Below are 26,515 nucleotides of genomic sequence, written 5' to 3'. Positions count from 1 at the left end.
AATGACGACTAACATTTCTCCTCGCTCCGACCTGCTCATGTTTGTTCTGTTTGCCGCTGCAATCCTGACCATGCCGCTGTGGCTGGCACCGATTGGAGCCGGTTATCCGGACCTTTTGCAGAAGTTTGCAATTTTCGGCCTGTTTGCTCTTGGCTTCAACCTGCTGTTTGGCCTCACCGGCTATCTCAGCTTTGGTCACGCAGCCTTTCTGGGCATCGGGTCTTACGCCGCGGTCTGGAGCTTCAAGTTGCTGGGTATGAACCCACTTCCAGCACTGCTCTTTTCCGTGGTGTTTTCCAGCCTCTTTGCCGTTGCAATTGGCTATGTTTCGCTGCGCCGATCAGGGATTTACTTCTCCATTCTGACGCTGGCCTTTGCGCAGATGAGCTATAATCTGGCTTACTCTGTGCTCACCCCAATCACCAATGGTGAGACAGGCCTGCGGGTGTTGCAATCTGATCCACGGTTGTTTGATGGGGCGTCCGCTTCCTCTGGTCCGCTCATCTCCAACCTGTTTGGCATTGAGATGACTGGTTACTCAGGCTTCTACTTCTGCGCTGTGCTGCTCATTATCGGGTTTTACATTTCGCAACGTATCTTCCGTAGTCCGTTTGGCATGATGCTTCGTGCTGTGAAATCCAACCAGAACCGCATGAGCTATACCGGCCTGAACACACGGCCTTACACACTTGCTGCCTTCGTTATTTCCGGCACGTTTGCGGGTGTGGCGGGTAGTCTGCTGGCTGTTACCGATCCATTGGCTGGTGCTGAGCGCATGCAGTGGACTGCGTCTGGTGAGGTCGTGTTGATGACCATTCTGGGCGGTGCTGGCACGTTGCTTGGGCCAATCCTGGGTGCTGGTCTCATCAAGTACTTTGAGAACATCTTCTCTGCCTACAACGAGCAGACATTGCATGCGATTTTCTCGTTCCTGCCTGATTTCATGGAGGGACCTGTGGTCAGCGTTGCAAGCCTGTTTGTGGGTGAAGGGTGGCACCTGACACTTGGCTTGCTCTTCATGGTGATTGTGATCTTCCTGCCCGGTGGCATCATGGAAGGCTTTAACCGGATCTCCAAGATGTTCCGTGGCAAGCCTTCACGCCGGAAAGGCGCAGGTCGTTCGCATGCACCAGCATCAGCCAATGCTGCGGAATAAGGGGAGGCAACCATGGAAATTCTTAGTGTTAAGGGCGTGAATAAGCGCTTTGGTGGCCTCAAAGCTCTCAATGATGTGAACCTTTCCATCGAGCAGGGCAACGTACATGCCATCATTGGTCCCAATGGCGCGGGCAAGTCCACCTTGCTCAACTGCTTTGTGGGGCGGCTGATCCCTGATACCGGGTCTGTGACCTTTCTGGGTAAGGATCTGATCGGCGCAAAGCCGCATGAGATCAATCAGGCGGGCGTGTCCCGTGTGTTTCAGACACCAGAGATTTTTGGTGATCTGACCCTGCTGGAAAACGTGATGATCCCAACGCTGGCCAAACGGGATGGCGCGTTCACCATGAATGCATGGGCTCGTGTGGATGGCCAAGCGGAGATCCGCGACAAGGCCATGCATCTGCTTGAAGATGTAGGGCTTGCCGAGAAGAAGGACATGACGGCGGACTCACTCTCGCGCGGTGATAAGCGGCGGTTGGAGCTGGCGATGTGTCTGGTTCAGGACCCGAAACTTCTGCTGCTGGATGAGCCGACGGCAGGGATGTCCCGCGCGGACACCAACAACACCATTGATCTGCTGAAGCGCATTGGTGAGCGTGGCATCACCAAGATCGTCATTGAGCATGACATGCATGTGGTGTTCTCCCTTGCCAGCAAAATCAGCGTTCTGGCGCAGGGCACCGTGATTGCTGAGGGACAGCCGGAGGACATCAAAGGCGACCCACGCGTTCAGGAAGCTTATCTGGGAGGGGCGCACGTATGACCATTCTCGAAGATCAATTCAAAGGCGCGAAGGCTCCCGGTGTTTCGCCGGTTCGTTCTAAAGGTGGAGCTCCAGCGTACTTCTCTGCCTGGGATTTGCATGCGTACTATGGTGAAAGCTATATCGTTCAGGGTGTTAGCTTTGACATTCGTGAAGGAGAAATCCTTGCGCTGCTGGGGCGAAATGGAGCTGGTAAGACGTCAACCTTGCGTGCGATTGCGCGTGCTAGTGACCCGCAGCTGACCCATGGCGAGATCTGGCTGGACCACAAACCGATCCACGAGATGCCGAACTATATGGCAGCTCAGAACGGTATTCAGCTGGTGCAGGAGGATCGCCGGATCATTCCGGGGCTGACCGTGGAAGAGAACCTGCAGCTAGCTCAGATTGCCGAGCCACATGGCTGGTCGATTGAGCGGCTTTACGATCACTTCCCTCGCCTTGCTGAACGCGCCAAGCAGGAAGCGGTGACCATGTCAGGCGGTGAGCAGCAGATGCTGGCTGTGGCCCGTGCATTGGCCCGAGACGTGAAGCTGTTGCTGCTGGATGAGCCTTATGAGGGCCTTGCTCCAGTGATCGTTCAGGAGATTGAGCGCATTCTTGAGAACGTGAAGGAGCTGGGCATCACCACAATCATCGTGGAACAGAATGCGGTGGCGGCGCTGCACCTTGCAGACCGCGCGGTCATTCTGGATATGGGCGAAGTGGTGTTTGATGGCACGGCACAGGAAGTACTCGACAACGAAGAGCTTCGACAAGCTTATCTGGCTATTTAGGCGTCAGCTCCACAAAAGCAGTTTGGGCTAGAACTGAGTCTGCAACTTGCTTTGTTTTACAGCGAGATTTCCGGGCGTTCTTCAGCATGCCCGGAGTCCCGATCAAGTTCCCCCAAGGGCTATTGACCCTTTACCTGAGCCAGAGGATTCGTTCCTCTGGCCTTTTTCTTTTTCAGCCGCGATTTCTCAAAGTGAGTTCAGGAACTGCTGATAGCTCATAGGTTCCAATCGGACTGGCTCACGGCCCGCAAAACGGTCCTGCCAGAAGCTGAGGTAGAGGCTGGAGAAGTCGAAGGTCTCGTTCAGAATGCGCTGTTTTTCGTCATGTAAGCGCCCAGTTGTTAACTCATTCCATTCTTCAAGAATGACTACAGGTAGTCCTAAGAACAAAGGTGAGATACTAGACGATTTTATAATGGGAATCGCTCCAAGGAAGAGTGCTTCCCAAGTCCGATGACAATCCATTCCAGCGCCGGAAGGGCTTATTGTGAACAAATATTTAGAATTCTTAATCCAAGACTGCTGACGAAGAAGATAATCACTTTCATAATACGCGACTGTATCATCAGCCATTTCCATTGCAAGAGCTCTATCTCCTCTATTTACTGCATGATGCCAGTTACAATACCCACATAGCTCCCGATCTTTTAAAGCGGGAGCATTTTTAACTACTGTGCAAAGCTCTTGCTCCTGGTCAAAAGGCGTTTGAAACGCTCCCCAAACATGAAAACGCCGAGAGTTCATCGTATGATAATCTAACCCAATAGGTAGGCAAAACACCTTTTCATGCTGGACTGCAAGGTTCTGCGCATACCACGCAATTAGGAGTGGGTGAGATAAAAGATTATTTAGATCGATCGCAGACAATGTGTTTGAGTAACCCGTATTGATCCCAACTGTCAAATCGCTATCACCACTTACTAAGACGAAAGGTTCTCGAACATGAAGTAACTTAGTTTGCACAAAGCAAGGCAATGCATCGGTCGTAATGTAAAGTGTCGCACCTTCCTCATGATGCTTTAGCAAAGCACTATCTAAATTATTTTCAGACGATTTCAAATTTCGATTCCTGCTATTGCAGCTTTTTGCAAACCCTCGACTTGAAATAAAACGGCAATGATTTTCTTCTTTATTACTTGGAAGCCATTTATAAGAATTATAATTCAATATTGATAATAACATTAAGTTCTCCTGCCTTTTAGATATCTAAGCGTGCTGCATTGGATGGCGCCACTCCGAAATCTTTCCCGTAAATTCCAGAGATACGGCTTAAAACCCTGAAGCTTGAGGCATAATCACTTCCGTAAACCAGAGCCGTTTTGGGAATACACTGTCGAGTTGAATGGAATTTGAGATATCCCATTGGTGCAGGATTACCATGATTTGCCAAAGTACATGCAGGATGGGATGGGGACGGTAAACTCTTTGGCACTGCTGGTCAGCCCAGCGTTTTACTGAAAGAAGGCCCGTGGATGCGCTTCCTGTCTCAGCGCGATGTCGAACAATCCTCGAAGAAAGCGAAGTCACCGCTTGAGGTGAGCTACGGCAACATTCCGCGGCATCGCACACAGCTGCATCAGCGCCTTCTGGATCTTGGCCTTCCCACTCAACCAGTCATTCGCGAAGTGCTGGATTGTGCTCAATACTTCTCTCTCAAAGCACATGAAAATCTGCTCGTTCAAGGGCAGAGTGCCGACCGGTTCTTCATCATTCTGGAGGGGGAACTGGAGGTCATCAAAGTCGATCAGGATGGAGCTGACACGGTTCTCGGGCATCTGAAGGCCGGTGATGTGGCTGGAGAACTGGCGTATATCCGCGCCCATGTTGGGCCGCAGCGGTACATTGCAACTGTTCGGGCCAAGCGGGATACGGTTGTCGCCTCGCTGAGTTGGAACCGGTACGGCACGCTGCCCACTTCAACGGAAACCAACTCCATGCTGTTCCGCTACTTTGCACGACAAGCGGCGCATCAGCTGGAGCAGACCAGCTCGCGGGTGCTGGAAGAGATTAAGATCCGGTCGCGGCGCTTGCAGGCTTATGCGGTTTTGCTGGTAGCGAACATGATTGCCATGTCATCGTTTGCTCTGTTCATCAGCCTCTACAAAAGCACCTTTGATGATTACGGCTATGGCTTTATTGCCATGACGATTTACAGCCTGAGCCTAAACTTCATACTGGCTGCGATCCTGTTCTACATTATGAAGAACCTCTATCTGCCACCGCGCATATTCGGGCTTGAGTTTACGCATCTGCCGAGCCAGTTCGGCTATGGGCTGGTGATGACCATTCCGATCATTCTGGTGATGGCAGGCGTCCGTTATATTGTTCACCCCTCGGAAGAGTCCTTCTCCTTCTACTTCCTCAGCCATCAGGTCCAAGGACCATTTATGGGATGGCCGGAGTTTGCCTTTGCGATTTTTTATGCGCTGGTGATGTGCCCAATCCAGCAGTTCATCGTGCGGTGTGGTATGCAGGTTCCGGTGACTGCGGCGTTGGGGCCGCATAAGATTTCTTCTGTTTTCTGGGGCAATTTTGCTGCTTCTGTTGCCTTTTCCATCATCCACCTGCCCTACTCCAAGCTGGCCGTTCTGCTGACGTTTATGGTGAGTTTTTATTGGGGGTTGATGTTCCAGCGGCGGCGATCCTGGATAGCTGTTTCAACCAGTCATGCCATTGCGGGGCTTGCTGCGTTTTACTGGTTCGCCCTGCTGCGTATTGCATAGAAAAAGGCGCTCGAGGCGCCTTCTCCATTGTTGCTATTTTTCAGACAGATCAGCTATCAGACGGCTTTTCTTCTTTGCCATCGCTTGCTGCCAACTCACCGCCAGTGCCTTTGGCTGCGCGACCTTCCTCGATGGTCCAGCCAGCCTTTTCGCGCATCCATTGGAAGCTGACGTAAAGAGTTGGGATGAGGAAGATGCCGATGGTTGCTGAGAACAGCATACCAGCCAGCACCGGAACGCCCACGGCGACCATTGCGCCTGCACCCGGACCAGATGCGATCACCAATGGCACCAGACCTGCGGAGAATGCCAGTGATGTCATCATCACCGGGCGGAAACGCAGGCGTGCACCTTCAATGGCGGATTCATAAAGCCCCATGCCATCAATGCGTTTTTCAAGTGAGAACTCGTTCATCAGGATCGCGTTCTTACCAGCCAATGCGATCAGAATGACCATACCGATCTGCGCATAGAGATCGAACGCCAATCCGAAGATCCAAAGGCTGAGCAAAGCACCTGCCAAGGCCGGGGCCACAGAAAGCAGAACTGGTATTGGTGTGTTCCAGCTTTCATAGAGCGCCACGAGGAACAAGTAGGCGAACAGGAATGCCAGACCGAGCACCAATGCCGTTTGACCTGCTGCTTCTTTCTGTTCCAGCGCCAGACCAGTCCATTCATAAGCATAGCCCTTCGGCAAGGCTTCGGCGGCTACACCTTCCATTGCTGTCAGAGCTTCACCCAAGCCAGCTCCCGGAGCGGCGTTGCCGTTGAAGGAGACTGCACGGTAGTTGTTGTAGCGGGTGATGGTGTTTGCACCACGCGACAGCTCTGTGTGCACAACGGAGGACAGCTCCACCATCTCACCGGTGTCAGAGCGGACAAAGATGGAACCAATGTCCTCAACACCAGAGCGGTACTTCTGTTCAGCCTGCAGGCGGACGGTCCATGTCCGGCCATAGAGGTTGAAGTCGTTGATGTAGTAGCCGCCCAGCGTTGCCTGCAACGCGTTGTAGACGCTGGCGATGTTGAGGCCGAGCACCTGCGCGCGTTCACGGTCCAGCTGTACATTAAGCTGAGGGGTGTTTGCGTTGAAGGTGGTGAAGAACGACGCAATATCCGGCGCTTCATTCGCCGCCACGATCAGAGAGCGGGAGACTTGTGCAAGGACCGTCGGGTCCTGACCTTCCAGCGCTTCCATGATGAACTCGAAGCCACCTACGGTGCCCAGACCATCAATCGCCGCCGGGTTGACCGGGAAGAAGGTTGCTTCCGGAATACCGGCCAGCGATCCGTATGTTCGATAGACAAAGGCGAAGGACGACAGTTCGCGAGATGGACGTTCCTCATAGTCTTTGAGTTTGACGAAGAAGACACCTGCGTTTGGAGAAGAACCACCACCAGCCAACAGATCGAGGCCAATGATCATGGTGGTGGAGTCCACCGCCGGATCCTTACGAATGATCTCATCAGCTTTGCGCATGACGGCTTCTGTCCGGTTGCGAGACGCGCCCGGAGGCAGGTTGACCAGCACCATGGCATAGCCTTTGTCCTCATCCGGTACGAAGCCATCTGGTGTGTTGGACACAATCAGGAAACCGAAAAGTGCAAAACCAACAACCGCAAGCAAAGAGTACAAAGACATCTTGGCAATGCGTTTGATGAGGTTCGCGTAACCGTGACCAACATCATCAATCTTCTGAGAGATTTTGGCCATCACGCCCGTCAGGTTCTCTGACTTCATCAAGATTGCACAAAGTGCCGGAGACAGGGACAGCGCGTTGATGGTGGAGATGACCATAGCTGCAGAGATGGACACCGCAAACTCGCGGAAGAGCACACCGGATGAACCCGGCAGGAAGGCCACTGGCACAAACACCGAGAGCAGCACAAGCGTAGTGGCGAGCACGGGAGCGGCAATCTCACCCACGGCTTTGGACGTTGCCTGCGCCGGTGTGAGGTCAGGGTGCTCGTGCATAATGCGTTCAACGTTCTCAACGACGATGATCGCGTCATCCACCACAATACCAATGGCAAGCACCAGAGCTAGCAATGAGATTGTGTTGGCCGAGTAACCCATCATGTAAGCCACTGCAACTGCACCGATGATTGACACCGGCACCGCGATGAGTGGGATGAGCGTTGCCCGGAACTTGCCGAGGAAAACGTAGACCACAATGGTCACAAGCACGAAGGCTTCCAGCAGGGTGTGGATCACCTTCGAAATCATCTCATTCACGAAGAGAGAAGTATCGAAGACAGAGATGTAAGTGAGGTCTTCCGGAAAGCGTTCTGCCAGATAAGCAATACGCTCATTGACGGCTTCTGACACTGCCACGGCATTTGCGCCCGGTGACAAGTATATACCGATCATCGCCGTTGGCTGCTGATTGTACTCTGCCAGAACGTCAAAGGAGGCACTGCTGAGTTCTACGCGGGCCACGTTGCTCAGGTGGACGACAGATCCATCCGGATTGGCGCGCAGAACGATGTTCTGAAACTCCTCAACGGTGTTCAAGCGGCCTTTCGCCGTGACCGTCAGCTGAAGTTGCTGGTCCGCAGCCAGAGGTGCGGCACCAATACGGCCTACAGCTGCCTGCTTGTTTTGAGATTGAACTGCAGAGATTACGTCTTCTGCTGTCAGATTGAGGGCTCTGAGTTTGACCGGATCCAGCCAGATGCGCATGGAGTAATCCTGCGCGCCAAACACGCTGGCATCCCCGACGCCCGGAATACGCTTCAGTTCGTCTACGATGTTGATGGTGACGTAGTTGGAAATGAAGAGGCCGTCGTGGGTTTGATCCGGAGAGTAAAAGGAGATCGCCTGCAGCAGGTCACCAGCTTTTTTGGTGACGTTGACGCCCTGATCCCGCACTTCCTGCGGGAGCTTACTCTCGATCGTGCTTATTCGGTTCTGAACGTTTACCGCATTGATGTCGGGATTGGTGGTCAGATCGAAGTAAACCGTTAGGGAGTAGGTGCCATCGCTGGATGAAGACGACTTCATATAGCGCATGCCATCCACGCCGTTGACCGCCCCTTCGATGGGCTGGCCCACACTCTCTTCCACCGTGAGCGCATCTGCGCCGATGTAGGTGGCGTTCACCTGCACGGTTGGCGGTGCGATTGTTGGATACTGAGAGACCGGGATGGAAAAGATCGAAATCGCGCCGACAACGACGATCAGGATCGAAATCACCATCGCCAACCGCGGTCGGCGAATAAACATGTCATAGATCATGGTTTACTGACCTGCCAGCTGCGCGTTGACTTTAATTCCCGGACGGACTTTCTGAATGCCGGAGGTGATCACCAGATCGCCTTCTTCCAGACCACTGCCAACGATGACGAGGCCGTTGATCTGATCAACAACGGTGATACGCTGCTGCTCCACCACATCTTCCTTGTTCACCTTCAGCACGTATGGACCTTCCTGATCCAGCAACAGTGCGGATTGGGAGACGACGAGCACAGGGGCTGCATCTTTGGCGTTGGCGACCACATCAACCAGCTGATGATCGAAGAGAACATGATCAGGATTGCCGAAGACAGCGTAGGCAGTGACGGTATCAGTGCCCGGATTGGCTTCCGCTTCCAGGAAGTCCAGCTTGCCGTCGTGTTGATAGAACTTGCCATCAGACAGTCGGATACGAATGAGGATGTTGTCTGTTTCCAGATTATCTGCCCGCTGTGCCTGCAGGATCAGCGCCTGAGGAACAGGGAAGGCAACGCGGATCGGATCCAGAGAGGTGATGGTCGCCAGTGTGCCGCTGTTGGCATTTACGTAAGCCCCTTCCTTAAACGCGGAGGTTCCGATCTGGCCATCCAGGGGAGCACGGATTTCGGTGTAGCTCAGGTCAAGTTCGGAGAGTTTGAGGTCTGCCTGACGAAGAGCGAGGGTAGCGTTGGCTTCTTTGAGGTTGGCACGAGCCGTGTCCAGTTCTGAAACCGAGATCGTATCCCGATTGACCAGCTGCTCTTTACGGTCAAAATCGACCTTTGCCAGATCTACCTTGGCCTGAGCGCTTTCCAGATTGGCCTGCGATTGCTCAACGGCGAACTCGTACGGCTCCTGCTGGATCACGTAGAGAAGATCGCCTTGTTTGACGGTTTGTCCTTCCTTGAACTCCAGCGGCTCAAGGAATCCGCCAACACGTGCGATGAGGGCAACCTGACTGATTGCTTCGGTACGGCCTGCGAAAACGCGTTCTTCTTCAATAACTTCTTTGCGCGCAGGTTCTACAAGAACACCCGGCGGCGGGGGTGCTGCCTCTTGCGCGTTGACCACTCCTGAAATGAGGAAACTGCCAAGAGACGCCACTAGAAATGAAGCGGCGACTTTACGAGCAGATGAAATCAAACTTCCATTCCGGCCGGCAGGGAATTCAATTTTATTTTTCATTTTTTACTCTTACACATTGAGAATTGCTGGCAGCACTTGCCTAACATTACCCTAGGGAAGTGACTCAATCCTTGATGGCTTGGGCACAGCTGGAGTCTTCGCTGCCAAGGTGCCCTGGCGACGTTGCGTTCAAGTCGGATTGAGAAGTGAAGTTCTCCTCTCACTTTCGTGAGGGAAAGCCCGTGACCGCTGTCACAAAAAGCGGTTTCTAGGTGTTTTTACACTCACTCGCCTGTGCCAGTTGCACGAGTTGTTGTGTGTCTTCCCAGAACTTGCGCCGCGTTTCAGCATCCAGAAAATGCTTGTCCGGTGGGTATTTGGTGCCGCATTCGTAGAAGCCGCCGGTCTTCTCCGCAAAATCCTGCGAGAGCAGCATGTGCATGGCTGGCAGTGCCGCGTAAGGTGCGGATTTGCCGACCAATGAGCTCTTCATGCCCAGCCAGAAGCGCCTTGCTGCGCTGTAGCCCTGTATCTGTTTGGTGAGGACAAGACCGGGGCCAAAGGCGTTGATGCAGATCTCGGTATCTTTCAGCTGCTCTGCAATTTCTGCAAGGAAGAGAAGGTTGCAGTTGGTGTGGGCCTTGCGACGTTCCCAGTTGCTGAGGTTGCAATCCGGATTGTTGAGCAGCGTCATATTGGGCAGCTCGAACCGGGTGGCTGGACTGGCGAAGGAGACGACGCGGGGTGCTTTCTGCTTCTTCAGCAGAGGCGTGAGTTTGTTGAGGAGTTGGAACCGGCTGAGGTAGATGACCGCAAAGCCTGCCTCGATCCCCTCTTTAGTGATGCCGTGAAAGCCCGAGATTTCGCTGGCGCAGAGGACAACACGGCTCAGGTCCGGCAGCTTTTGCTGGATCTCGTTGGCGAGGCGATCCACCTCTGAGATGAGCGAGAGGTCTGCAACAAAGCTGCGATGGGAGCGATTAGGGCCAGCTTCGCCAACCTCTTTGAGGACGGATCTCAATTTATCCTTGGACCGGCCTACGAGGACCAGACTTTGGCCAGCATCTGCCAGACGGATCGCAAGTGCCCTGCCGATGCCATCCGTTGCGCCTGTTACCAGACAGGTGTTGTTGGTTGCCCGCCATTCCTCCAAATACCCGGGAGGTGGCGGCACCGGAATGGCCTTGGCTTTTTTCATGCCGGAAGTAGAGCAGAAACCCTTTAATCAGTTGCAGAATTTTTCGATAAACTCACTGAGGGAAAACGTAAGGGTTTACTTGCCACTTGGCCGACAGCCTTAGCGGAACGTCTGCAATAGTGGTTCACACGAAAGTTTTTGCGCCGGGATCTTGAGTGACTTTGCAGAAAACCCCAGATTTGCTAGTAGATTTTGATCGGGCAACACGTCGGGATTAGGGGATTTAGATTTATGCAGGAAGCAATAACCGATTTCAGGGGCGCTTTGCGACGTCTCTATTTCGGGCAGACCACCGCAGCGCGTTCCTGGCGCATCGGACTGTTGATGTTCGATGTGGTGACGATCCTCTACTTCGTGCTTTCTGCCACGCTTCCACAGTTGGAAAGCTACCCACGGCTGGACTGGGCTATCGGTTTCATTCTGCTGGTTGATTATGGCTTCCGCCTTGCTATTGCCCTGCGGCCCTTCAGAGCGGCGTTTGACAGCACGGCGCTTGCGGATCTGATTGTGATCCTTTCGCTGTTTGCAGAAGCGTTTATCGAGAACCTCGGCTTCCTGCGCGTAATCCGCATGCTACGGTTGCTGCGCTCCTATCATGTGGTGAAGGATTTGCGGGAGACGTTCTCGTGGTTCAAAGAGCATGAAGAGATCATCAACTCTGCCCTGAACCTGATGGTTTTCGTGTTTATGGTGAGCGCGGTTGTTTATGTGATTGAGGCGCAGCTGAACCCGGACATCAACTCCTACATGGATGCGCTGTACTTTACCGTCACCACGCTGACGACGACTGGCTACGGCGATATCACTATGACGGATACGATGGGTCGCGGGATTACGATCGTCATCATGGTATTTGGCGTGGCGCTGTTCTTACGGCTGATCCAGACCATTTTCCGTCCGTCGAAAGTCAAATACGCCTGTCCTGATTGTGGCCTTAATCGTCACGATAATGACGCCGTTCACTGCAAGCATTGCGGCAATACCTTGCACATTCCCACGGAAGGGGAATGGCAGTAGGCCCTTTCGCGGTAAGCCGTAAATGACGGCATCATTTTTGAGAGTAAGACCGCCCTTGAGGCGTATGTTAGCATAATCAAAATTAATCTCGGCAATTCGTGGATTTAGCCATGAATTTCAAAGAGTTCGATCCGAGAAACCGGCAAGAAGTGGAATGGGCATGAGCCTTATTACAAGTGCGATTACGTTTGCTACTGTGGTTATTTCAGGGTTGGTTCCCAATGCAAGTATGGCTGAGGAAGCGACCTGTGGCGTGACAGCGCCGTGTGAAGTTGAGAGCGGTGAATACTATATTGCACTTCCGGATTCTCCTGCCTCCGATGAACAGATTGGCGCCATAATCTACCTACACGGGTGGAAGGGCAAAGCTGATCGCGCCATTGAGAACAAGGCTCTGCGCAACCTTGCAAACGAGCTTGGCGTGGCTTTGATCGTGCCGCAGGGGGTTGGTGGTTCCTGGTCTTATCCGGGCTCCCCAAGTCAGGATCGCAACGAGTTCAAGTTCTTCGATGAGTTGCTGGCAGACGTTTCTGATCGTTTTCCGATTGATCGTGAGAAGATCCTGCTTTCCGGCTTTTCCATGGGTGGTTCCATGGTTTGGAATCTGGCCTGCTATAAAGGCGAAAACTATGCCGGTTTTGCTCCGATTGCCGGTGCCTTCTGGGATCCTATTCCGGAGAAGTGTCCGTCTCCTTTGACCAACCTGTACCACACGCACGGTGTTGAAGATAAAACCGTACCGATGGTAGGCCGGGCCATTGGCGCGAACTGGCGTCAGTCTGATGTGTTTGACAGTCTGGATGTGTGGAAGCGGCAGGCTGGTCTTTATGGCACTGAGCCAACGTCCATCACTGCCGGCGAGCTGGAGTGTGATGTGTGGTCTGCTGAAGGTGAGAAGCTGGAGCTTTGCCTTCATGATGGTGGCCACTCCATGAAAGCCAACTGGATCCGCCGTGCATGGCTTGATCTTGCCAACACCAAGCACTGGTAAAACCCACAGGTCCATCACGCTGGAAACTGTAAATTTCACGGGTCATCACGATACTGTGTGATTTTCCAGTTTGTTGTGGTGGGCCTTTTCCGAGTGCTCTAACGTCTCTCCAAAATTTGCTGGATTGCTGCATGTGACAGGGTCAGTCACCCTCCATTTGCGGCCAATCTTGCCTCAATACCAATGGATTAGACGGTTTGAATTCTCAACGAGACGGTGAACAGCACCACTCTTCCAACAACGCCAAAGGGCCACTGGATGGCCTTGTGGTGCTTGACCTTTCCCGCATTCTGGCAGGCCCAACCTGCACCCAGCTGCTGGGTGACATGGGCGCTGAGATCATCAAGATTGAACACCCGCAGCGCGGTGATGATACCCGCAAGTGGGGCCCTCCTTTCCTGAAAGGCAAAGACGGGGCAGACACTGGCGAGAGCGCCTATTACCTCAGCTCCAACCGCAACAAGCATTCACTCGGCATCGACATGCGCTCTGAAGAAGGCGTGGAGATGCTGAAGGAGTTGGCGGCGACAGCCGATGTGGTTATCGAGAACTTCAAGGTTGGTGACCTTGCCCGCAAAGGTCTGGGTTATGATGATCTGCGCGCGAAAAATGATCGTCTGATCTACTGCTCTATCACTGGTTTTGGCCAGACAGGCCCCTACTCTCACCGAGCAGGCTATGACGCGCTGATCCAGGCCATGGGCGGGATTATGAGCATCACAGGTCTTCCGGAAGAGGAAGGCGGCAGCCCAACCAAGATTGGTGTTGGCATTGCTGATGTGATGTGCGGCATGTACGCCTGTAACGCTATTCTGGCGGCTCTGCATCATCGTGAGAAGAACGGTGAAGGTCAACACATCGACATTTCCCTGCTCGACTGTCAGGTGGCCTGGCTGATCAATCAGGGCCTTTCTTATCTGACGGATGGCAACATCCCGAAACGGCTTGGAAATGCACACCCGACCATCGTGCCTTATGAGACCTTCCCGGCCTCTGACAAGGACTTCATGGTGGCTGTTGGCAACGATGCGCAGTACCAGCGTTTCTGTGAGGTTCTGGGGTGTCCGGAACTGAGCACTGATCCACGCTTTGCAACCAATGCCGACCGTGTGCGCAACCGCAGTGAGTTGGTGCCGTTGCTGCGTCAGTTCACGATCAAACAAGGCGCCCAGCATTGGACTGACGAGCTTGAAGCTGTTGGTGTTCCATGTGGGCCGGTCAACGATTTGGCAGGTGTCTTCAGCGATCCGCAGATCCTGCATCGTGGCATGAAGATTTCTCTGCCACACAAGCAATCTGATGATGGGCAGGTTAGCCTGATTGGTAACCCGATCAATTACAGCAAAACGCCAGTTACATACCGGAAAGCGCCGCCGACCCTTGGTGAGGACAGCCTTGAAGTGCTCACCAAATATCTGCAAAAAACTAGAGAAGAAATTGACGATCTCGCAGCTCGCGGTGTCGTGTCACTGGGAGATTCATAATTATGCGCGGTGCTGATCTTATTGCTCAAAAACTGCATCAGGCCGGTAGCCAGTATGCCTTCGGTATTCCGGGCGGCGAAGTTCTGGCCCTTATGGATGCGCTCAACCTTGCCGGGTTGAAGTTCAATCTGGTGAAGCATGAAAACGCCGGTGGGTTCATGCTGAAGGCGCATGGCATGGCCTTGCACGCCAAGGTACGGATGCACCTGTTGTTTTGCTGGCAACGCTTGGCCCAGGCGTGACCAATGCGGTCAACGTGGTGGCCAATGCTTTTCAGGATCGTGTTCCGATGATCTTCCTGACGGGATGTGTGGATGCAGCTGAGGCTGAGACCTACACTCACCAGGTGATGGATCATCAGCAGTTGCTACGCCCTATCGTGAAGGCCAGCTTCAAAGCCTCCGCAGGTGCGTTGAACGCCATGATGGACAAGGCGATTTCCATTGCCATGTCTGGCCAGCCGGGGCCCGTGCACATTGATGTGCCGATCTCCGTTGCGGAAAGCGAAAGCACAGAAACACAGAAGGCGCCGAACTACGGTGTTCGTGCTGCCCAGCTGCCATTTGGTGATGTGCTGGAGCAGGCACGTGATCTGCTGGGCTCAGCGCAGCGCCCTATTGCGATTGCTGGGGTTGATGCGGTCAACGTGGATGCTGGCAATGAGATTGAGGCTTTCTGTGAGGCCTATCAGATTCCGCTGATCACCAGCTACAAGGGCAAGGGGCTCATTCCTGAAAACCATAAGCTTTCACTTGGTGGTGCAGGCCTTTCACCAAAAGCTGACAAGAGCCTGATGCCATTGCTGGCGGATGCTGATCTTGTTGTATTGATTGGATATGACCCGATTGAGATGCGCGTGAACTGGCGCAATCCATGGAGCGAAGACACTTCAGTGATTGAGCTCACACCTGTGCTGCGCAGCCATGGCATGCACCATGTGAGCCATACGCTGGAAGGTGACATCAAGCCGACCCTGCTTTCACTCACACCAGAAGATGAGACTGGTGTTGTTCCTGAGGAGAGTGACTGGCTTCGTGACCGGATCGCACCTGCCAAAGACAAGCTAAAGGCAGACTTTGCTGCAGAGGAAAGCGGCTGGGGTCCGGCGACTGTGTTCCACGGTCTTCGTGAAGCCCTGCCGGATACCACTGTGGCTACGGCTGACAGCGGCGCGCACCGTATTCTGGTGAGCCAGATCTGGGAGAGCCTTTACCCACGCACCATGCTGCAAAGTTCTGCGCTTTGTACAATGGCTTGCGCGTTGCCGCTTGGTATCGGGCATAAGATGGCGAAGCCAGAAGATCCGGTTGTTGTATTTGTTGGTGATGCTGGCCTTGAGATGGGCCTTGGTGATCTGGCGGTTCTGCGTGATATGCAGGTGCCGTTCATTGTCTGCGTGCTGGTTGACGAGAGCCTGTCTCTGATTGAACTGAAGCAGCGTGCCAATCAGAACCCTAATCTGGGCGTGGATTTCTCCGCCACCAACTTCCCTGCACTTGCTGAAGCTTACGGCGGTCACGGTGTTTGGGTGGATGATGCAGAGAGCCTGAAACAGGAAGCGAAGGCAGCGCTGGAACGCGATACCTTCACCGTTCTTGCTTGCCGCATCGACCGTAGAGCCTACGACGGCAAGCTATAGAGTATGCAAGTTGATCGTGCCTCAGGTGTTGCCTGTGGCACGGTCCGCAATACGCTGGAAGACCACGTCCAGCTCCTCGCTCAGCGAGACCAGATCCTCAGATGCAGTATCCCGATATGGCTGGAAGACGAAACTTGGTGTCTTCCATGAGAGCGTTGCGGACCCATCTGGATTTTCCGTCAGATAAAACCGTATAGGGGCCTCAATCCCGGCCTGCACGCTGGCTGCCAGCATGCGGCGGGCGAAGTCATTGCGGAAAACGCCGATGACATAGTTGCCGGGGATTTCGAAACCGTTGGCTTTGGCACCACGGGATGCACTCGCCATGCTGACCAGCAGCATGTCTTCCTCACGAATAGCTTTCTTCAGCGAATCCAGCAGTTCGTCGATTGCCTTAGTGGTTTCGATAACACGCCAGCCATTGCGCGGAAGGACCTTCCCCTGCTGCGCTTGTTCTGTTGTGATTTGAGCTTGTGATGGTTGAAAGGCGGCCATAACGAACATCAATGTTCCAACAAAGCCAAGCACACCCGTCAGAATTTTCATGGTTCAATCCTTCTCGTAATGAAATGAGTTTAAAAGCGGGAGTTGAACAGGCTGTTGTTCAGCCTCCCTCGATTTTAATAGGCCCAGTTTTAGTCGTATGCAGAGCTCAGCTGTCACTTTGCAGTAACAGGCGCCGGGTCCATGCCGATCAAATGGCGGACACGGGTTCCGACCATGGAGCCGGCAAAGGCAAAGACGAGCCATAGCCAACCATGCATGGAACCTGAGGTTATCCCCCCAAGGTAGGCCCCGATGTTGCATCCATACGCGAGGCGCGCGCCGTAGCCGAGCATCAGGCCGCCGACAATCGCGGTACCAGCATCTCTGAGGTTGATCCTCTTCACCGGATTGAACTTGCCAGCCAGTCCGGCAGCGATCAGCGCTCCCAGCACGATGCCGAAGTTCATGACTGATGTTGAATCTGCGAAGACCGATCTTTCAATTGCTGCGACCTGCCATTTCCAGTAGGGCCAGGTCTCTACCGGGATACCAACTGCGTAGAAAAACTTTGCACCCCAGAGTGCGAAGCCGGAGGTGACACCCCATGGGCGGCGCAGCACAATGAACGTAAGAAGCAAACCAACGCCAATATCAACGCACCTAGAACATAGCCCCACTGACCCTGTAAAAAGCCGGTCGTTTTGCGGGATTTCTCCAACTCACCCCATTGTTTTTTCTCGATAAACACCGAGAATATCGCAAAGGCGATAAGCGGCAGAATCGTGATCATCAGCGCCGGGACCACCCCAAAACCGCGTACAAGCGAAAATGCCGGTAATCTTGGAAGAGAATTCCAAAACGGAAGGTGCGCTGTTGCAATCACGCTGCCTAAAACGAAGAAGGCAAGGGTGATCACCATGCGGGATGAGCCGCTCCAACGGTGAACAAAGTGCCTGATCCACACCCACCACCGAGCTGCATTCCGATGCCGAAAATGAAGGCGCCGACAGCTGCTCCAACACCGAATGGAAACACGAAGCCACCAGTTGGTAAGCCAATGTCTGATCCGTATTGGAGGAGTGGGAAACTTATCAAGCAAACCAATGAGATAAGCAGGAATTGAGCACGTAACCCCTGCCCCCTTCGCTGGGTCACAATCCGCCGCCAAGCAGCGGTAAATCCAAAGCTGGTGTGGTAAAGTGCAAGGCCTGCCAGTGCCCCTATCAGCGCAGCTCCGAAGACGCGCCAGCCGCTGTTTTCCAGTCCCAACACGGCAACCACCGCCAGAGCCATCAGCGCCCCAATGATGATTAATGTTTGTGGGGACTGAATCTGTTGATCGATATTAGTTTGTTGATAGCTACCGGTATCCGCCATGAATTCGCCACGTACTTAGTCTCTCTTGGGGCAATGACATTGCACAGTGGAGGCTAACTAGAAAATCAAGAAGCAGTGAACACTATTTTAACCAGCAAACAGAAGATTATCAAAGGGTAATAAAATACAGGTATAATAGAGCCAAACATCTAAAATCTTACTTATTATCACTATTAATAATAGTAGGATTTTACAAGAGAGCTTCTATTTGCCGCATATTTTTTCTTACTCATTAGAATGGTGTTTTCTATTTCTTCATGAGGTTGAACTATATTTTCTACATAAACAAAGCTTGCTGATATTAAACACCTTTTTGTGTGTTGAACGTCATCGCCAGTTTTGAAAGGGTTCTGATCAACAGATTTCCTGGCAGACCTGTGTCGTTAGCAATGTGAACCCAATGGCTTATCTCATGAGCATTTGCACATTGCACGAATTACCGGTCGCCCTAACCACGGGTCGCATCCATGCGCATTGATGACCAGTTCGAATACGCGGTAACACTCTCCGATAAGGGTGCATTAACACACTGGAACAACACTATTCTTGCGTTCCTCGCACATAGTGCAGCAACGCCGGAGCATCTTGCGAAAACACTGGAGGCTGATCCAGATTTTGCGCTGGCTCAGGCCGCTCGTGGCCTGTTCTGCCTTCTGCTTGGCAGACGCGAAATGACGGCAACTGCTTTTGAAGCTTACGCAATTGCAGATAAATGCCGCAGAGATACACAGATTACAGATCGTGAAGAAGCTGTTGTCGAAGCTTTGAACGACTGGCTCCAGGGCGCTCCAAGTAAAGCTGCTGATCGCCTTGATGAAATGCTTCTCAAATACCCACGTGATGCTCTTACTCTGAAGCTGGTACACGCCATTCGCTTTGTGCTTGGCCAGCCTTCTCGTATGCGCTCCTCCATTGAAGGAGTGATTGGCGCTTACGAAGAAGACCACGTTGCCAAGGGTTACGTACACGGCTGTTACTCTTTCGCGCTTGAAGAAAGCGGCGATTTTGAGAGAGCCGAACGCATTGGTAAAGAAGCTGTCGCGCTTCAAAATGACGATGCCTGGGGCCTGCACGCAGTCGCTCACGTGCTGGACATGACCGGTAAGACCGAAGAAGGCATCAAGTGGCTCGACAACCAGCCACAAGCCTGGGAACACTGCAACAACTTTGGCTATCACGTTTGGTGGCACCTTGCCTTGTTGCATCTGGACCGTGGCAATGTGGAGCGCGTTTTCGAGCTTTACGACCAGAAATTCCGCAAGGATCACACTGACGATTACCGCGATATCTCCAACGCCGCTTCCATGCTGGTTCGCCTTGAGCTTGAGGGCATCAAGGTTGGTCACCGCTGGGAAGAACTGGCGAGCATCAGTGAGAAGCGTATCGACGATTCCTGCAATGTTTTCGCTGACTTGCACTACATGCTGGCCCTGCTGGGCGATAACCGTCGTCAGTCATCTGACCGTCTTTTAGCCCGCATGCGCACCTTTGGTGAAGAAGACACCAATGAGATGGGTCATGTGACTAAAATTGCAGGTTCTCCAACAGCTTCCGGACTGATGCAGTTCAAGAACGGCAACTACTTCAGCGCTTATCATCACCTTGCAGAGGCACGTCCACTGCTTCGTACAGTTGGCGGCAGCCATGCTCAGCGCGATGTGTTTGAACGCATCACGATTGAAGCAGCTCTGCGTGCTGGCCTCTGTCAGGAAGCAAAACGCATGATTGATGAGCGCACTCGCCTGAGAGGTGGTTCAGACACCTATGGCGAAACCCGCATGGCTCAGGCGACCCGTATGATGGAAGCCACTGACCTTATGCAAAGTGAACACCTGCGATTCCGCATGGGATAATTGAAGGTGCAGCTTCGGGGGATTTCGGAGCTGCATTTTCCGACTTATAGTTTTTAGTTTCAGAGACACCGTGAACAAACACAATATACCGCCGACGCCTATGAAAACGGCAAGCCGCCAAAGAGATCCTCGCCTCGATTTTTTCCGAGGCATCGCAATGTTCATCATCTTTATAGCCCACCTGCCAGCAAACGGGTGGGCTCTTTGGATTCCGGCTCGTTTCGGCTTTTCCGATGCTACCGAGATATTTGTGTTCTGCTCCGGAATGGCCTCAGCCATCGCATTTGGTCGCGTGTTTGAACTGCATGGACTTGCTATGGGAAGTGCACGCGTGCTCTTCCGCGTCTGGCAAGTTTACTGGGCGCATATCTGCTTGTTCCTTGCAGTTGCAGGCATGCTTGCGTTCCTGCAAATCAACGGCTGGACCAGTGATGACTATGTGGGCAAGCTGAACCTCTGGCATTTCTTTGAAGATCCAATCTTCCAGCTTCCAGGTCTGCTGACCCTGACCTACGTGCCGAACTACTTCGATATTCTGCCGATGTATCTGGTGATCCTTGCGATGCTGCCAGTGATTATGGTTGCGTATTACAAGGTTGGCCGTGGTGCAGTTGCTGCGATCATTGCTGCTTTCTGGTTGATTGCAACTTTCAGGCTGGTCGACTTCCCTGCTGAGCCTTGGTCCGATCGCCGTTGGTTCTTTAATCCGTTTGCATGGCAGCTGCTGTTCTTCACCGGCTTTGCATTCATCAAAGGTTGGATTCCAGCGCCTCCTGTCAAGAAACGCCTGTTGTTCCTGAGTGCCTCGATTATCATTCTGACAATCCCGTTCGCTTACTTCCGCATTCTCAATGAAGTGCCTGAGCTTCGCCGAATTGCGAATGATATCAGTGATCTTACCGTGAAGTCTGAGATGGGTATCTTGCGCTACATCCACTTCCTCGCTCTTGCTTACGTGGCTTGGGTGGCTGTTGGTGAAGGCGGACACCGCCTGCTCATGGGTGGCTTTGGTGGCAAAGTGGTTCGTGTGATCAAGAAGGTTGGACAGCAGTCTCTGGCTGTGTTCCTCGCCAGCCTCATCCTTGCACAAGGTCTCGCAATCTTCCGCGATGAGCTTGGCCTGAAGGGCACCATCTCTGGTGGTATTTTGGCGAACCTTCTTGGTTTCGCTGGTCTGATCGCCGTTGCTTACACGGTTGCGTGGTTCAAGGGTGAACCTTGGAGAAAGCCAAAGGAAAAGCCTGCTTCCTAACAGACCTAGCTTTTCAGCACTTAAAAAGAAAAGCCGATTGCGTGAATCCATCAAACGCAATCGGCTTTTTTGTTGGAATGCCTGAGGTTCCTTACTCAGGCAGTGCTTTCATCGTGTGGCTGCCGCCCTGTTTGCTTTGGCCAGTTCCATCTCAACCCTCCGCTGCTCCTTACTGAGGCCCTGAAGCTCAAGCGGTGTTTTCTTCTCTTCTGGTAGAGCCCAAAGACCGGAATGTTTGAAGTACATGCCAAGCACTGGTTTTGACGTGATCATTGCGAACGGAATAGTCAGCAATGGCCCAAGGATTACGGGTAGCAAGAGCCAAGTATCGGCGAGTGAGTAATCCATCATCCAGATAACACCGCACAGACCGAAAAGCGTTTGTGGCCAGAACTTCTTGGCTGCAAGAACCAACGGAATGCCGTGCGGCTGTCGTGCCTGCCCGCCCCATTGCGTTTTTCGGCCAGCAAACAGCTGCGCGATGAAGATGCTGTGCGCGATTGCCATAACAGGTGCCAGTAGCATGGAATAAACCAGCTCAAAGAATGCACTGATGAACACAGAGAGAAAACCGCCATATTCCTTGCGTTCATTGCGAACTGTGAGCACGTGGGCCAACGTTGCCAGTTTGGGCGCGAACACCATACTCATAACGGTGACGATCAGGATGGTGCCATAGAACGGATCAAACGGCATTGTGCCGGGTGCTGCGATAGATGCCGTAAGGATCGCCATAGCTATGAAGGTGAGCCATGCAGGTGAGCCGATAAACATCAGGATCGCCAAGGCAAGTTGAATGCGGCCAAGCAGTTTAAAGCCCGGCTCACGGAGAAGCTTGAAGTACTGCAAATTTCCGTGGCACCAGCGCAAGTCTCTACGGATAAACTCAATCAGATGCGGCGGATTTTCCTCATAACTGCCGCCCTCAACAGGCCAGACGCGAACTTCATAGCCTGCATTTGCCATCATGGCGGCTTCGACCTGATCGTGGCTCAGGATCGGACCGCTTAAAGCATCCGTCCCCGGAAGAGGTTCCAGCAGACAGTGCTGTGTAAACGGCTTGATGCGGAAGATTGCGTTGTGTCCCCAATACGGACCGGAAGAGCCTTGCCACCAAGCAGCACCCAAGGTGTAAGAGCGCATGCCTAGCGCATGCCCCATTGGAAGACACGGGTGAAGAAGGAGTTGGTCGATAAGCCCAGTACAAGTGTTTGCAAGATGCCCAAACGCGGGTTCACATTCATCTTGCTCACAAGGTGACATAGAGCTTCAGCAGAAAGGAAACTGTCGGCATCCAGCGTGATGGCGTACTCATGCCGATCACCCCAGTTGCGGCAGAAATCCTCGACATTCCCTGCTTTGAAGCCGGTGTTTATTTCTCTTCTTCGATAGAGCACATCGATGCGATTTTGCCAACGAGCTCTGAGAAGAGAGAACTCTCTTATCTCCTGCCGAATATGATCGGGGTCGTTGCTATCACTCAGGATATACAGGGAGAAGCCATTCAGCTGCTCCAGACGATCCAGATCCTGCAACATTGCTTCCAGCTTGGCTGCAACCTCAGGAGAATCCTCGTTTCGCACGCATGAAAGCAAGGCAGTTTGCTTGTTCAGCAACGGCTTTTTCAGGTCCAGCGTGCCGAGAGGCGTTCCAGCGTAGACCTGTGCAGTGGGATTTGAGGAAAACCTCATCAGCGCCAGACCTATGACAGCATGCCAAAAGCCGATGATGAGCCACGGTAAGGTTACCAAAAATGCGAGAAGCATCACGACTTTTGAAAGGGCAAAACCACTGGAGAACAGCGTCAACACCATGATGGTCGTGAGCGCTGCCAACGTGGAGAGAACAAGCCCTCCGAAGATTAGTCTGCGCCGGTATAAGCGCTTATTTTCCTGATGCTTGTCGATGATGTTGGTGGAGAGCAGCTGGTCAACAAGACGAGTGTGGGCGTTCTCTTCAGGAACCCGTGATTGTTTTGTCATGTCCTACCCAAATTATTATTGTTTTTAGAGGGACCTACATTTCTGCTAGTTTCCTTTGTTCACGTTTCCCTAGAGTATATTTGTGAAAGTTTAGCGATCCGGGGAGCGGGTTTCTTGTCTGAGATAGCAAGGGCGCTTTGGTACACTGCGCCTCAAACCATTGAAATAAGAGAGGAAAAACTCTCTAAATCATCTGGTAACCGTGTTTACTTAAAAACCCATGCTTCTGCGATCAGCCGGGGTACGGAGGCCATCGTTTTCAGCGGTGATGTGCCGGTGAGCGAGCGCGAGCGGATGACTGCGCCATTTCAGGAAGGCACCTTTCCGTTCCCCGTTAAGTACGGGTATGCAAACGTTTCCGAAGTGGCTGAAACAACAGGTGAATTGAGAGCAGGCCAGCGGGTGTTTTCACTCTATCCGCATCAAAGCAACTTCCTGCTTTCCGCTGAAGCGCTCTACCCTATTCCAGAGGATTTACCGAGTACCCGGGCTACACTGGCTGCCAATATGGAGACTGCGCTGAACATCATCTGGGACGCGGGTATTCTGCCTTGCTCCCGCGTTGCTGTTGTTGGGACCGGAACTGTTGGCTCTCTAGTTGGGTATTTGTGCGCTCGTATTGCGGGCGTACGCGTGACCATGATCGATGTGAATCCAAAGCGGCAGGACATTGCAGATGAGTTCTCCTGCGACTTTGCATTGCCCGAAGTTGCACCAGAAAATCAGGATGTTGTGGTGCATTGCAGTGCGTCCGAGTCTGGCCTCAACACAGCTATTCGAATTGCAGGCAGGGAAGCTAAAATTGTGGAGGCTTCCTGGTATGGTTCACGCCCTTCAGGCCTGGTACTTGGTGGTAGTTTTCACAGCCAGCGCCTAAGCCTTGTCTCCTCGCAGGTGGGGCAGGTCGCCCCTGTCATGCGGCCCCGCTGGACGCATCGCAGGCGGATGGAAGCCGCTATTTCTCTGCTGAAAGATGAGGTGCTGGATACTCTACTTGCTCCAGCCATCGAGTTTGAGAAAGCCCCACATGATCTGAAGGATGTACTTTCTGGCAAGAAGGATACTCTTTGCCAACCCATTGTTTACTCTTAGTTTTGCAAGGATTTTGAGATGTATTCAGTCGAGATCAGCAATCATATTATGATCGCGCATAGCTTGAAGGGCGAAGTTTTTGGTCCCGCCTCTCAGCTCCACGGGCTGACTGCCCACGTTCATGTGGCTATTTTTGCTGAAGAATTGGATGAGAACGGGATCGTGATCGATATTGGTAATGCGCTAGACGTGCTTGCCGAGATCCTACATCCCTTCAACTACAAGAATTTAGATGACCTGCCTCAGTTCAAAGGCCGCAACACCACTGTCGATTTTCTGTGTAGCTATATTTACCAGCGCGTGTGTGATGCTGCTTATCTGCATAAGTTGGGCCGCGAACCGGGCGAACTGAGCAAAGTGCGCGTAACCATCTCCGAAAACCCAAATGCCCGCGCCTCTTATGAAGCGCCACTAACTGCATCCGAGGCTCATGAGTAACGTGCTTCCATCATTTGAAACAGCGACAACAACACAACAAAAATCCTGCTACTTCGTGTTTCCGGGGGATCTCAACACACCAACAGGTGGTTACCGCTATGATCGGGAGATCATTCGCGGGCTACAAAAGCACGACTGGAAAGTCTCACTCATCAGTCTTGAGGGGGATTATCCTGCTCCATCAGATAGTGACAAAAAGCTGGCGTTGGACGCTTTAGACGCAATCGAGGCTTCAGCCTGATCATCGTGGATGGGCTGGCCTTGGGTGGTTCACCAGAACTTGCGCGCAAGATTGCTGAGCACTCCACCCTGATCGCGCTGGTGCATCATCCGCTGTTTCTGGAAAGCGGAATTGAGCCTGAACTGGCGAAAACACTGCGGATTGCAGAGACAGAGGCGCTGACGTTCGCAGAGCACATCATCGTCACCAGCCCTTCTACTCAGAAGACGCTTGTTGCTGAGACGGGTGTTCCTGCTGAGAAGATCAGTATCGTTTTGCCAGGTATTGATCGCCCTGATGTTTCGGCAACCGCTCAAGCAGCAAAAGAGCCGGTTGGAACCTGCAAGTTGCTGTGTGTCGGATCTCTAGTTCCCCGCAAAGGACAGCTTCATCTCGTTGAGGCGCTGGGACAACTGAAGGATCTCGACTGGCATCTGGATCTGATTGGAGAAACGAAGTTTGACCCTGAATACACGAGCCAGGTGCGCACGCAGATCAAGCGGCACGGTTTGGAGGACCGTATCCGAGTGCATGGTGGCATCCCGAAAGCTGAGCTGACTGGCTTTTATAAGAGCGCCGATGTCTTTGTGCTTCCAACCTACTACGAGGGGTATGGAATGGCATTTGCGGAGGCGATGAGCTTTGGTCTGCCAATTATTGCCAGCGGTGAGGGAGCAGTGGCGTCTACAGTTCCGCCAACGGCTGGTTTTCATGTTGGGGCAGGTGATCCGGTGGCTCTAAGCAAAGTAATCGAGGCCCTGCTTACAAACGAAGAATTGCGTTCCAAACTTTCCGAAGGCTCATTGGCTGCAGCGGATACACTGCCAGATTGGAACGACAGCGCCAAAGCATTTGCAGGCACATTGGAGGCTCACCTTTGAGTGGATTTTCTTCTGAGTGGCTCTCACTGCGCCGCAAAGCTGACCGGCGCGCTCGCAACAAAGACATTATGCAGAAATTCTGCAACTGGTTGGTGGAGCATGCACCCCAAGATGGTCCACTCAAGCTGATTGATGTTGCTGCGGGGACTGGATCTTTTCTGCAGGATTTGGCTGAGCATATCGGGCCGAACAGGGAGCAGGTCTGGCTGCTTATTGATAACGATCCTGAACTGCTGAAGGTTGCAGAGGATACACCTCCTCCTTTCCCACATACCCGCACTCAAACAGACCTCTGTGAGCTGACTGACGCCGGCTCTCTGGAAGTTCTTGAGGGCCATCACGGCGTTGTCACATCAGCCTTCCTAGATCTGGTAAGTGCACATTGGCTGGATAGTTTCGTAGCGCGCATGCGACAGTTGAAGCTGCCTTTTCTTGCGGGGCTTTCTTACAACGGGATATTGCTCAGCCAGCCACACCACCCGACAGACCGGCTCATTCAACGAGCCTTCAACCAGCATCAAGCAACAGATAAAGGGTTTGGTTCAGCTCTCGGGCCGCTGGGTGGATTCCATGCGCACGAACGGTTGCTGAAGGCGGGTTACACTTGCTTCACTGGACGGTCAGACTGGATCTGCACACCAGAGGAAGACGAACTGCAGCTTGAGTTGATTAAGGGATGGGCTGAGGCTGCGCGGGAGATCGGCGTTCCTGACAGTATCGTCGATGATTGGCTGGACTATCGCCTGACTGCAATCGGAAAAGGCAAATCGCAGTTGCAAGTTGGGCACGTTGATATTGTAGGCCTTCCACCGCTCTAACAGCCTAGAAGCGGTGGCAATATTG

The 26,515-nt window shown here is 52.9% G+C and carries 23 protein-coding genes and 1 pseudogene; 16 read left to right on the top strand and 8 right to left on the bottom strand.

What is annotated here, in order from left to right:
- The first annotated feature begins 1 nt into the window (after position 1).
- Genes JCM12308_RS05225 through JCM12308_RS05215 form a run of 3 tightly spaced genes read left to right on the top strand, consistent with a single transcriptional unit; the run spans position 2 to position 2,700 of the window.
- Positions 2-1,156, top strand: a complete 1,155-nt coding sequence (locus JCM12308_RS05225) for a branched-chain amino acid ABC transporter permease (protein ID WP_054783044.1) — start codon at positions 2-4, stop codon at positions 1,154-1,156.
- Between the two features lie 12 nt (positions 1,157-1,168).
- On the top strand, positions 1,169-1,924 hold the full coding sequence (locus tag JCM12308_RS05220; protein WP_008548698.1) for an ABC transporter ATP-binding protein: 756 nt from the start codon (positions 1,169-1,171) through the stop codon (positions 1,922-1,924).
- Positions 1,921-2,700, top strand: a complete 780-nt coding sequence (locus tag JCM12308_RS05215) for an ABC transporter ATP-binding protein (protein WP_008548317.1) — start codon at positions 1,921-1,923, stop codon at positions 2,698-2,700. Before JCM12308_RS05220 ends, JCM12308_RS05215 begins: the two co-directional genes overlap by 4 nt.
- A 186-nt stretch (positions 2,701-2,886) precedes the next feature.
- On the opposite strand, the gene JCM12308_RS05210 is transcribed toward JCM12308_RS05215, so the two are convergent.
- Positions 2,887-3,882, bottom strand: a complete 996-nt coding sequence (locus tag JCM12308_RS05210; RefSeq protein WP_054783043.1) for a hypothetical protein — start codon at positions 3,880-3,882, stop codon at positions 2,887-2,889.
- A 290-nt stretch (positions 3,883-4,172) separates the two neighbouring features.
- On the opposite strand from JCM12308_RS05210, the gene JCM12308_RS05205 reads away from it, so the two are divergent.
- Positions 4,173-5,423, top strand: coding sequence for a cyclic nucleotide-binding domain-containing protein (locus tag JCM12308_RS05205; protein WP_008548833.1), 1,251 nt, complete (start codon positions 4,173-4,175; stop codon positions 5,421-5,423).
- A gap of 49 nt (positions 5,424-5,472) precedes the next feature.
- On the opposite strand, the gene JCM12308_RS05200 is transcribed toward JCM12308_RS05205, so the two are convergent.
- The 3 genes from JCM12308_RS05200 to JCM12308_RS05190 form a co-directional block, all read right to left on the bottom strand.
- Positions 5,473-8,661 (bottom strand): efflux RND transporter permease subunit, encoded by a 3,189-nt coding sequence (locus JCM12308_RS05200; protein ID WP_054783042.1) that lies wholly within the window; start codon positions 8,659-8,661, stop codon positions 5,473-5,475.
- Positions 8,662-8,664: 3 nt separating this feature from the next.
- Positions 8,665-9,822 carry an efflux RND transporter periplasmic adaptor subunit gene (locus JCM12308_RS05195; RefSeq protein ID WP_208608942.1) on the bottom strand — a complete coding sequence of 386 codons (1,158 nt, stop codon included), beginning with the start codon at positions 9,820-9,822 and terminating at the stop codon, positions 8,665-8,667.
- 208 nt (positions 9,823-10,030) lie between these two features.
- A complete protein-coding gene (locus JCM12308_RS05190) occupies positions 10,031-10,960 on the bottom strand; it encodes an SDR family NAD(P)-dependent oxidoreductase (RefSeq protein ID WP_054783041.1) in 930 nt (309 codons plus the stop codon).
- A 231-nt stretch (positions 10,961-11,191) separates the two neighbouring features.
- Here JCM12308_RS05190 and JCM12308_RS05185 point away from each other — a divergent pair, with 231 nt between their 5' ends.
- The 5 genes from JCM12308_RS05185 to JCM12308_RS05170 all read left to right on the top strand — a co-directional run bounded on the left by JCM12308_RS05185 (position 11,192) and on the right by JCM12308_RS05170 (position 16,091).
- Positions 11,192-11,977, top strand: coding sequence for a potassium channel family protein (locus tag JCM12308_RS05185; RefSeq protein ID WP_008548223.1), 786 nt, complete (start codon positions 11,192-11,194; stop codon positions 11,975-11,977).
- A 160-nt stretch (positions 11,978-12,137) separates the two neighbouring features.
- Positions 12,138-12,968, top strand: coding sequence for a CE1 family esterase (locus JCM12308_RS05180; RefSeq protein ID WP_208608941.1), 831 nt, complete (start codon positions 12,138-12,140; stop codon positions 12,966-12,968).
- 197 nt (positions 12,969-13,165) lie between these two features.
- A complete protein-coding gene (locus JCM12308_RS05175) occupies positions 13,166-14,452 on the top strand; it encodes a CaiB/BaiF CoA transferase family protein (protein ID WP_054783040.1) in 1,287 nt (428 codons plus the stop codon).
- Between the two features lie 2 nt (positions 14,453-14,454).
- Positions 14,455-14,694, top strand: coding sequence for a thiamine pyrophosphate-binding protein (locus tag JCM12308_RS29085; RefSeq protein WP_208978271.1), 240 nt, complete (start codon positions 14,455-14,457; stop codon positions 14,692-14,694).
- Positions 14,691-16,091: a thiamine pyrophosphate-binding protein gene (locus JCM12308_RS05170; RefSeq protein ID WP_208978270.1), complete on the top strand. Its 1,401-nt coding sequence runs from the start codon at positions 14,691-14,693 to the stop codon at positions 16,089-16,091. Before JCM12308_RS29085 ends, JCM12308_RS05170 begins: the two co-directional genes overlap by 4 nt.
- 21 nt (positions 16,092-16,112) lie before the next feature.
- Here the strand turns inward: JCM12308_RS05170 and JCM12308_RS05165 are convergent, their stop codons facing one another.
- Together JCM12308_RS05165 and JCM12308_RS05160 are read right to left on the bottom strand one after the other, a co-directional pair.
- Positions 16,113-16,637, bottom strand: a complete 525-nt coding sequence (locus tag JCM12308_RS05165) for a DUF302 domain-containing protein (RefSeq protein WP_008548580.1) — start codon at positions 16,635-16,637, stop codon at positions 16,113-16,115.
- Positions 16,638-16,750: 113 nt separating this feature from the next.
- Positions 16,751-17,870 (bottom strand): annotated as a pseudogene (locus JCM12308_RS05160) (YeeE/YedE family protein).
- Between the two features lie 551 nt (positions 17,871-18,421).
- Here JCM12308_RS05160 and JCM12308_RS05155 point away from each other — a divergent pair.
- Together JCM12308_RS05155 and JCM12308_RS05150 are read left to right on the top strand one after the other, a co-directional pair.
- Positions 18,422-19,807: a tetratricopeptide repeat protein gene (locus JCM12308_RS05155; RefSeq protein WP_054783039.1), complete on the top strand. Its 1,386-nt coding sequence runs from the start codon at positions 18,422-18,424 to the stop codon at positions 19,805-19,807.
- Positions 19,808-19,907: 100 nt separating this feature from the next.
- Positions 19,908-21,059 (top strand): OpgC family protein, encoded by a 1,152-nt coding sequence (locus JCM12308_RS05150; RefSeq protein WP_008548616.1) that lies wholly within the window; start codon positions 19,908-19,910, stop codon positions 21,057-21,059.
- A gap of 108 nt (positions 21,060-21,167) precedes the next feature.
- Here the strand turns inward: JCM12308_RS05150 and JCM12308_RS29080 are convergent, their stop codons facing one another.
- On the bottom strand, positions 21,168-22,220 hold the full coding sequence (locus tag JCM12308_RS29080; protein ID WP_208978269.1) for a glycosyltransferase family 2 protein: 1,053 nt from the start codon (positions 22,218-22,220) through the stop codon (positions 21,168-21,170).
- Positions 22,205-23,041: a glycosyltransferase gene (locus tag JCM12308_RS29075; RefSeq protein ID WP_208978268.1), complete on the bottom strand. Its 837-nt coding sequence runs from the start codon at positions 23,039-23,041 to the stop codon at positions 22,205-22,207. Before JCM12308_RS29075 ends, JCM12308_RS29080 begins: the two co-directional genes overlap by 16 nt.
- Before the next feature lie 114 nt (positions 23,042-23,155).
- Here JCM12308_RS29075 and JCM12308_RS05140 point away from each other — a divergent pair, with 114 nt between their 5' ends.
- Genes JCM12308_RS05140 through JCM12308_RS05125 form a run of 5 tightly spaced genes read left to right on the top strand, consistent with a single transcriptional unit; the run spans position 23,156 to position 26,490 of the window.
- On the top strand, positions 23,156-24,133 hold the full coding sequence (locus JCM12308_RS05140; protein ID WP_054783038.1) for a zinc-dependent alcohol dehydrogenase: 978 nt from the start codon (positions 23,156-23,158) through the stop codon (positions 24,131-24,133).
- 18 nt (positions 24,134-24,151) lie between these two features.
- Positions 24,152-24,571 (top strand): 6-pyruvoyl trahydropterin synthase family protein, encoded by a 420-nt coding sequence (locus JCM12308_RS05135; protein ID WP_008548247.1) that lies wholly within the window; start codon positions 24,152-24,154, stop codon positions 24,569-24,571.
- Complete coding sequence (locus JCM12308_RS29070) at positions 24,564-24,812, top strand: hypothetical protein (protein WP_208978267.1); 249 nt, start codon at positions 24,564-24,566, stop codon at positions 24,810-24,812. Before JCM12308_RS05135 ends, JCM12308_RS29070 begins: the two co-directional genes overlap by 8 nt.
- A gap of 20 nt (positions 24,813-24,832) precedes the next feature.
- A complete protein-coding gene (locus tag JCM12308_RS05130; RefSeq protein WP_244271832.1) occupies positions 24,833-25,672 on the top strand; it encodes a glycosyltransferase family 4 protein in 840 nt (279 codons plus the stop codon).
- Positions 25,669-26,490, top strand: coding sequence for a class I SAM-dependent methyltransferase (locus JCM12308_RS05125; RefSeq protein WP_054783037.1), 822 nt, complete (start codon positions 25,669-25,671; stop codon positions 26,488-26,490). Before JCM12308_RS05130 ends, JCM12308_RS05125 begins: the two co-directional genes overlap by 4 nt.
- Positions 26,491-26,515: the final 25 nt, after the last annotated feature.

Source organism: Pseudovibrio denitrificans JCM 12308, from assembly GCF_001310815.1.
GTDB lineage: Bacteria > Pseudomonadota > Alphaproteobacteria > Rhizobiales > Stappiaceae > Pseudovibrio > Pseudovibrio denitrificans.
The sequence above is the reverse complement of the archived record's forward strand: the minus strand, read 5'-3'. Positions and strand labels throughout refer to the sequence as shown.

Coding starts and splice junctions, on each gene's coding strand:
- JCM12308_RS05225 (WP_054783044.1), top strand. CDS start 2: ATGACGACTAACATTTCTCCTCGCTCCGACCTGCTCATGTTTGTTCTG.
- JCM12308_RS05220 (WP_008548698.1), top strand. CDS start 1,169: ATGGAAATTCTTAGTGTTAAGGGCGTGAATAAGCGCTTTGGTGGCCTC.
- JCM12308_RS05215 (WP_008548317.1), top strand. CDS start 1,921: ATGACCATTCTCGAAGATCAATTCAAAGGCGCGAAGGCTCCCGGTGTT.
- JCM12308_RS05210 (WP_054783043.1), bottom strand. CDS start 3,882: ATGTTATTATCAATATTGAATTATAATTCTTATAAATGGCTTCCAAGT.
- JCM12308_RS05205 (WP_008548833.1), top strand. CDS start 4,173: ATGCGCTTCCTGTCTCAGCGCGATGTCGAACAATCCTCGAAGAAAGCG.
- JCM12308_RS05200 (WP_054783042.1), bottom strand. CDS start 8,661: ATGATCTATGACATGTTTATTCGCCGACCGCGGTTGGCGATGGTGATT.
- JCM12308_RS05195 (WP_208608942.1), bottom strand. CDS start 9,822: ATGAAAAATAAAATTGAATTCCCTGCCGGCCGGAATGGAAGTTTGATT.
- JCM12308_RS05190 (WP_054783041.1), bottom strand. CDS start 10,960: ATGAAAAAAGCCAAGGCCATTCCGGTGCCGCCACCTCCCGGGTATTTG.
- JCM12308_RS05185 (WP_008548223.1), top strand. CDS start 11,192: ATGCAGGAAGCAATAACCGATTTCAGGGGCGCTTTGCGACGTCTCTAT.
- JCM12308_RS05180 (WP_208608941.1), top strand. CDS start 12,138: ATGAGCCTTATTACAAGTGCGATTACGTTTGCTACTGTGGTTATTTCA.
- JCM12308_RS29085 (WP_208978271.1), top strand. CDS start 14,455: ATGCGCGGTGCTGATCTTATTGCTCAAAAACTGCATCAGGCCGGTAGC.
- JCM12308_RS05165 (WP_008548580.1), bottom strand. CDS start 16,637: ATGAAAATTCTGACGGGTGTGCTTGGCTTTGTTGGAACATTGATGTTC.
- JCM12308_RS05155 (WP_054783039.1), top strand. CDS start 18,422: ATGCGCATTGATGACCAGTTCGAATACGCGGTAACACTCTCCGATAAG.
- JCM12308_RS05150 (WP_008548616.1), top strand. CDS start 19,908: ATGAAAACGGCAAGCCGCCAAAGAGATCCTCGCCTCGATTTTTTCCGA.
- JCM12308_RS29080 (WP_208978269.1), bottom strand. CDS start 22,220: ATGGGGCATGCGCTAGGCATGCGCTCTTACACCTTGGGTGCTGCTTGG.
- JCM12308_RS29075 (WP_208978268.1), bottom strand. CDS start 23,041: ATGACAAAACAATCACGGGTTCCTGAAGAGAACGCCCACACTCGTCTT.
- JCM12308_RS05135 (WP_008548247.1), top strand. CDS start 24,152: ATGTATTCAGTCGAGATCAGCAATCATATTATGATCGCGCATAGCTTG.
- JCM12308_RS29070 (WP_208978267.1), top strand. CDS start 24,564: ATGAGTAACGTGCTTCCATCATTTGAAACAGCGACAACAACACAACAA.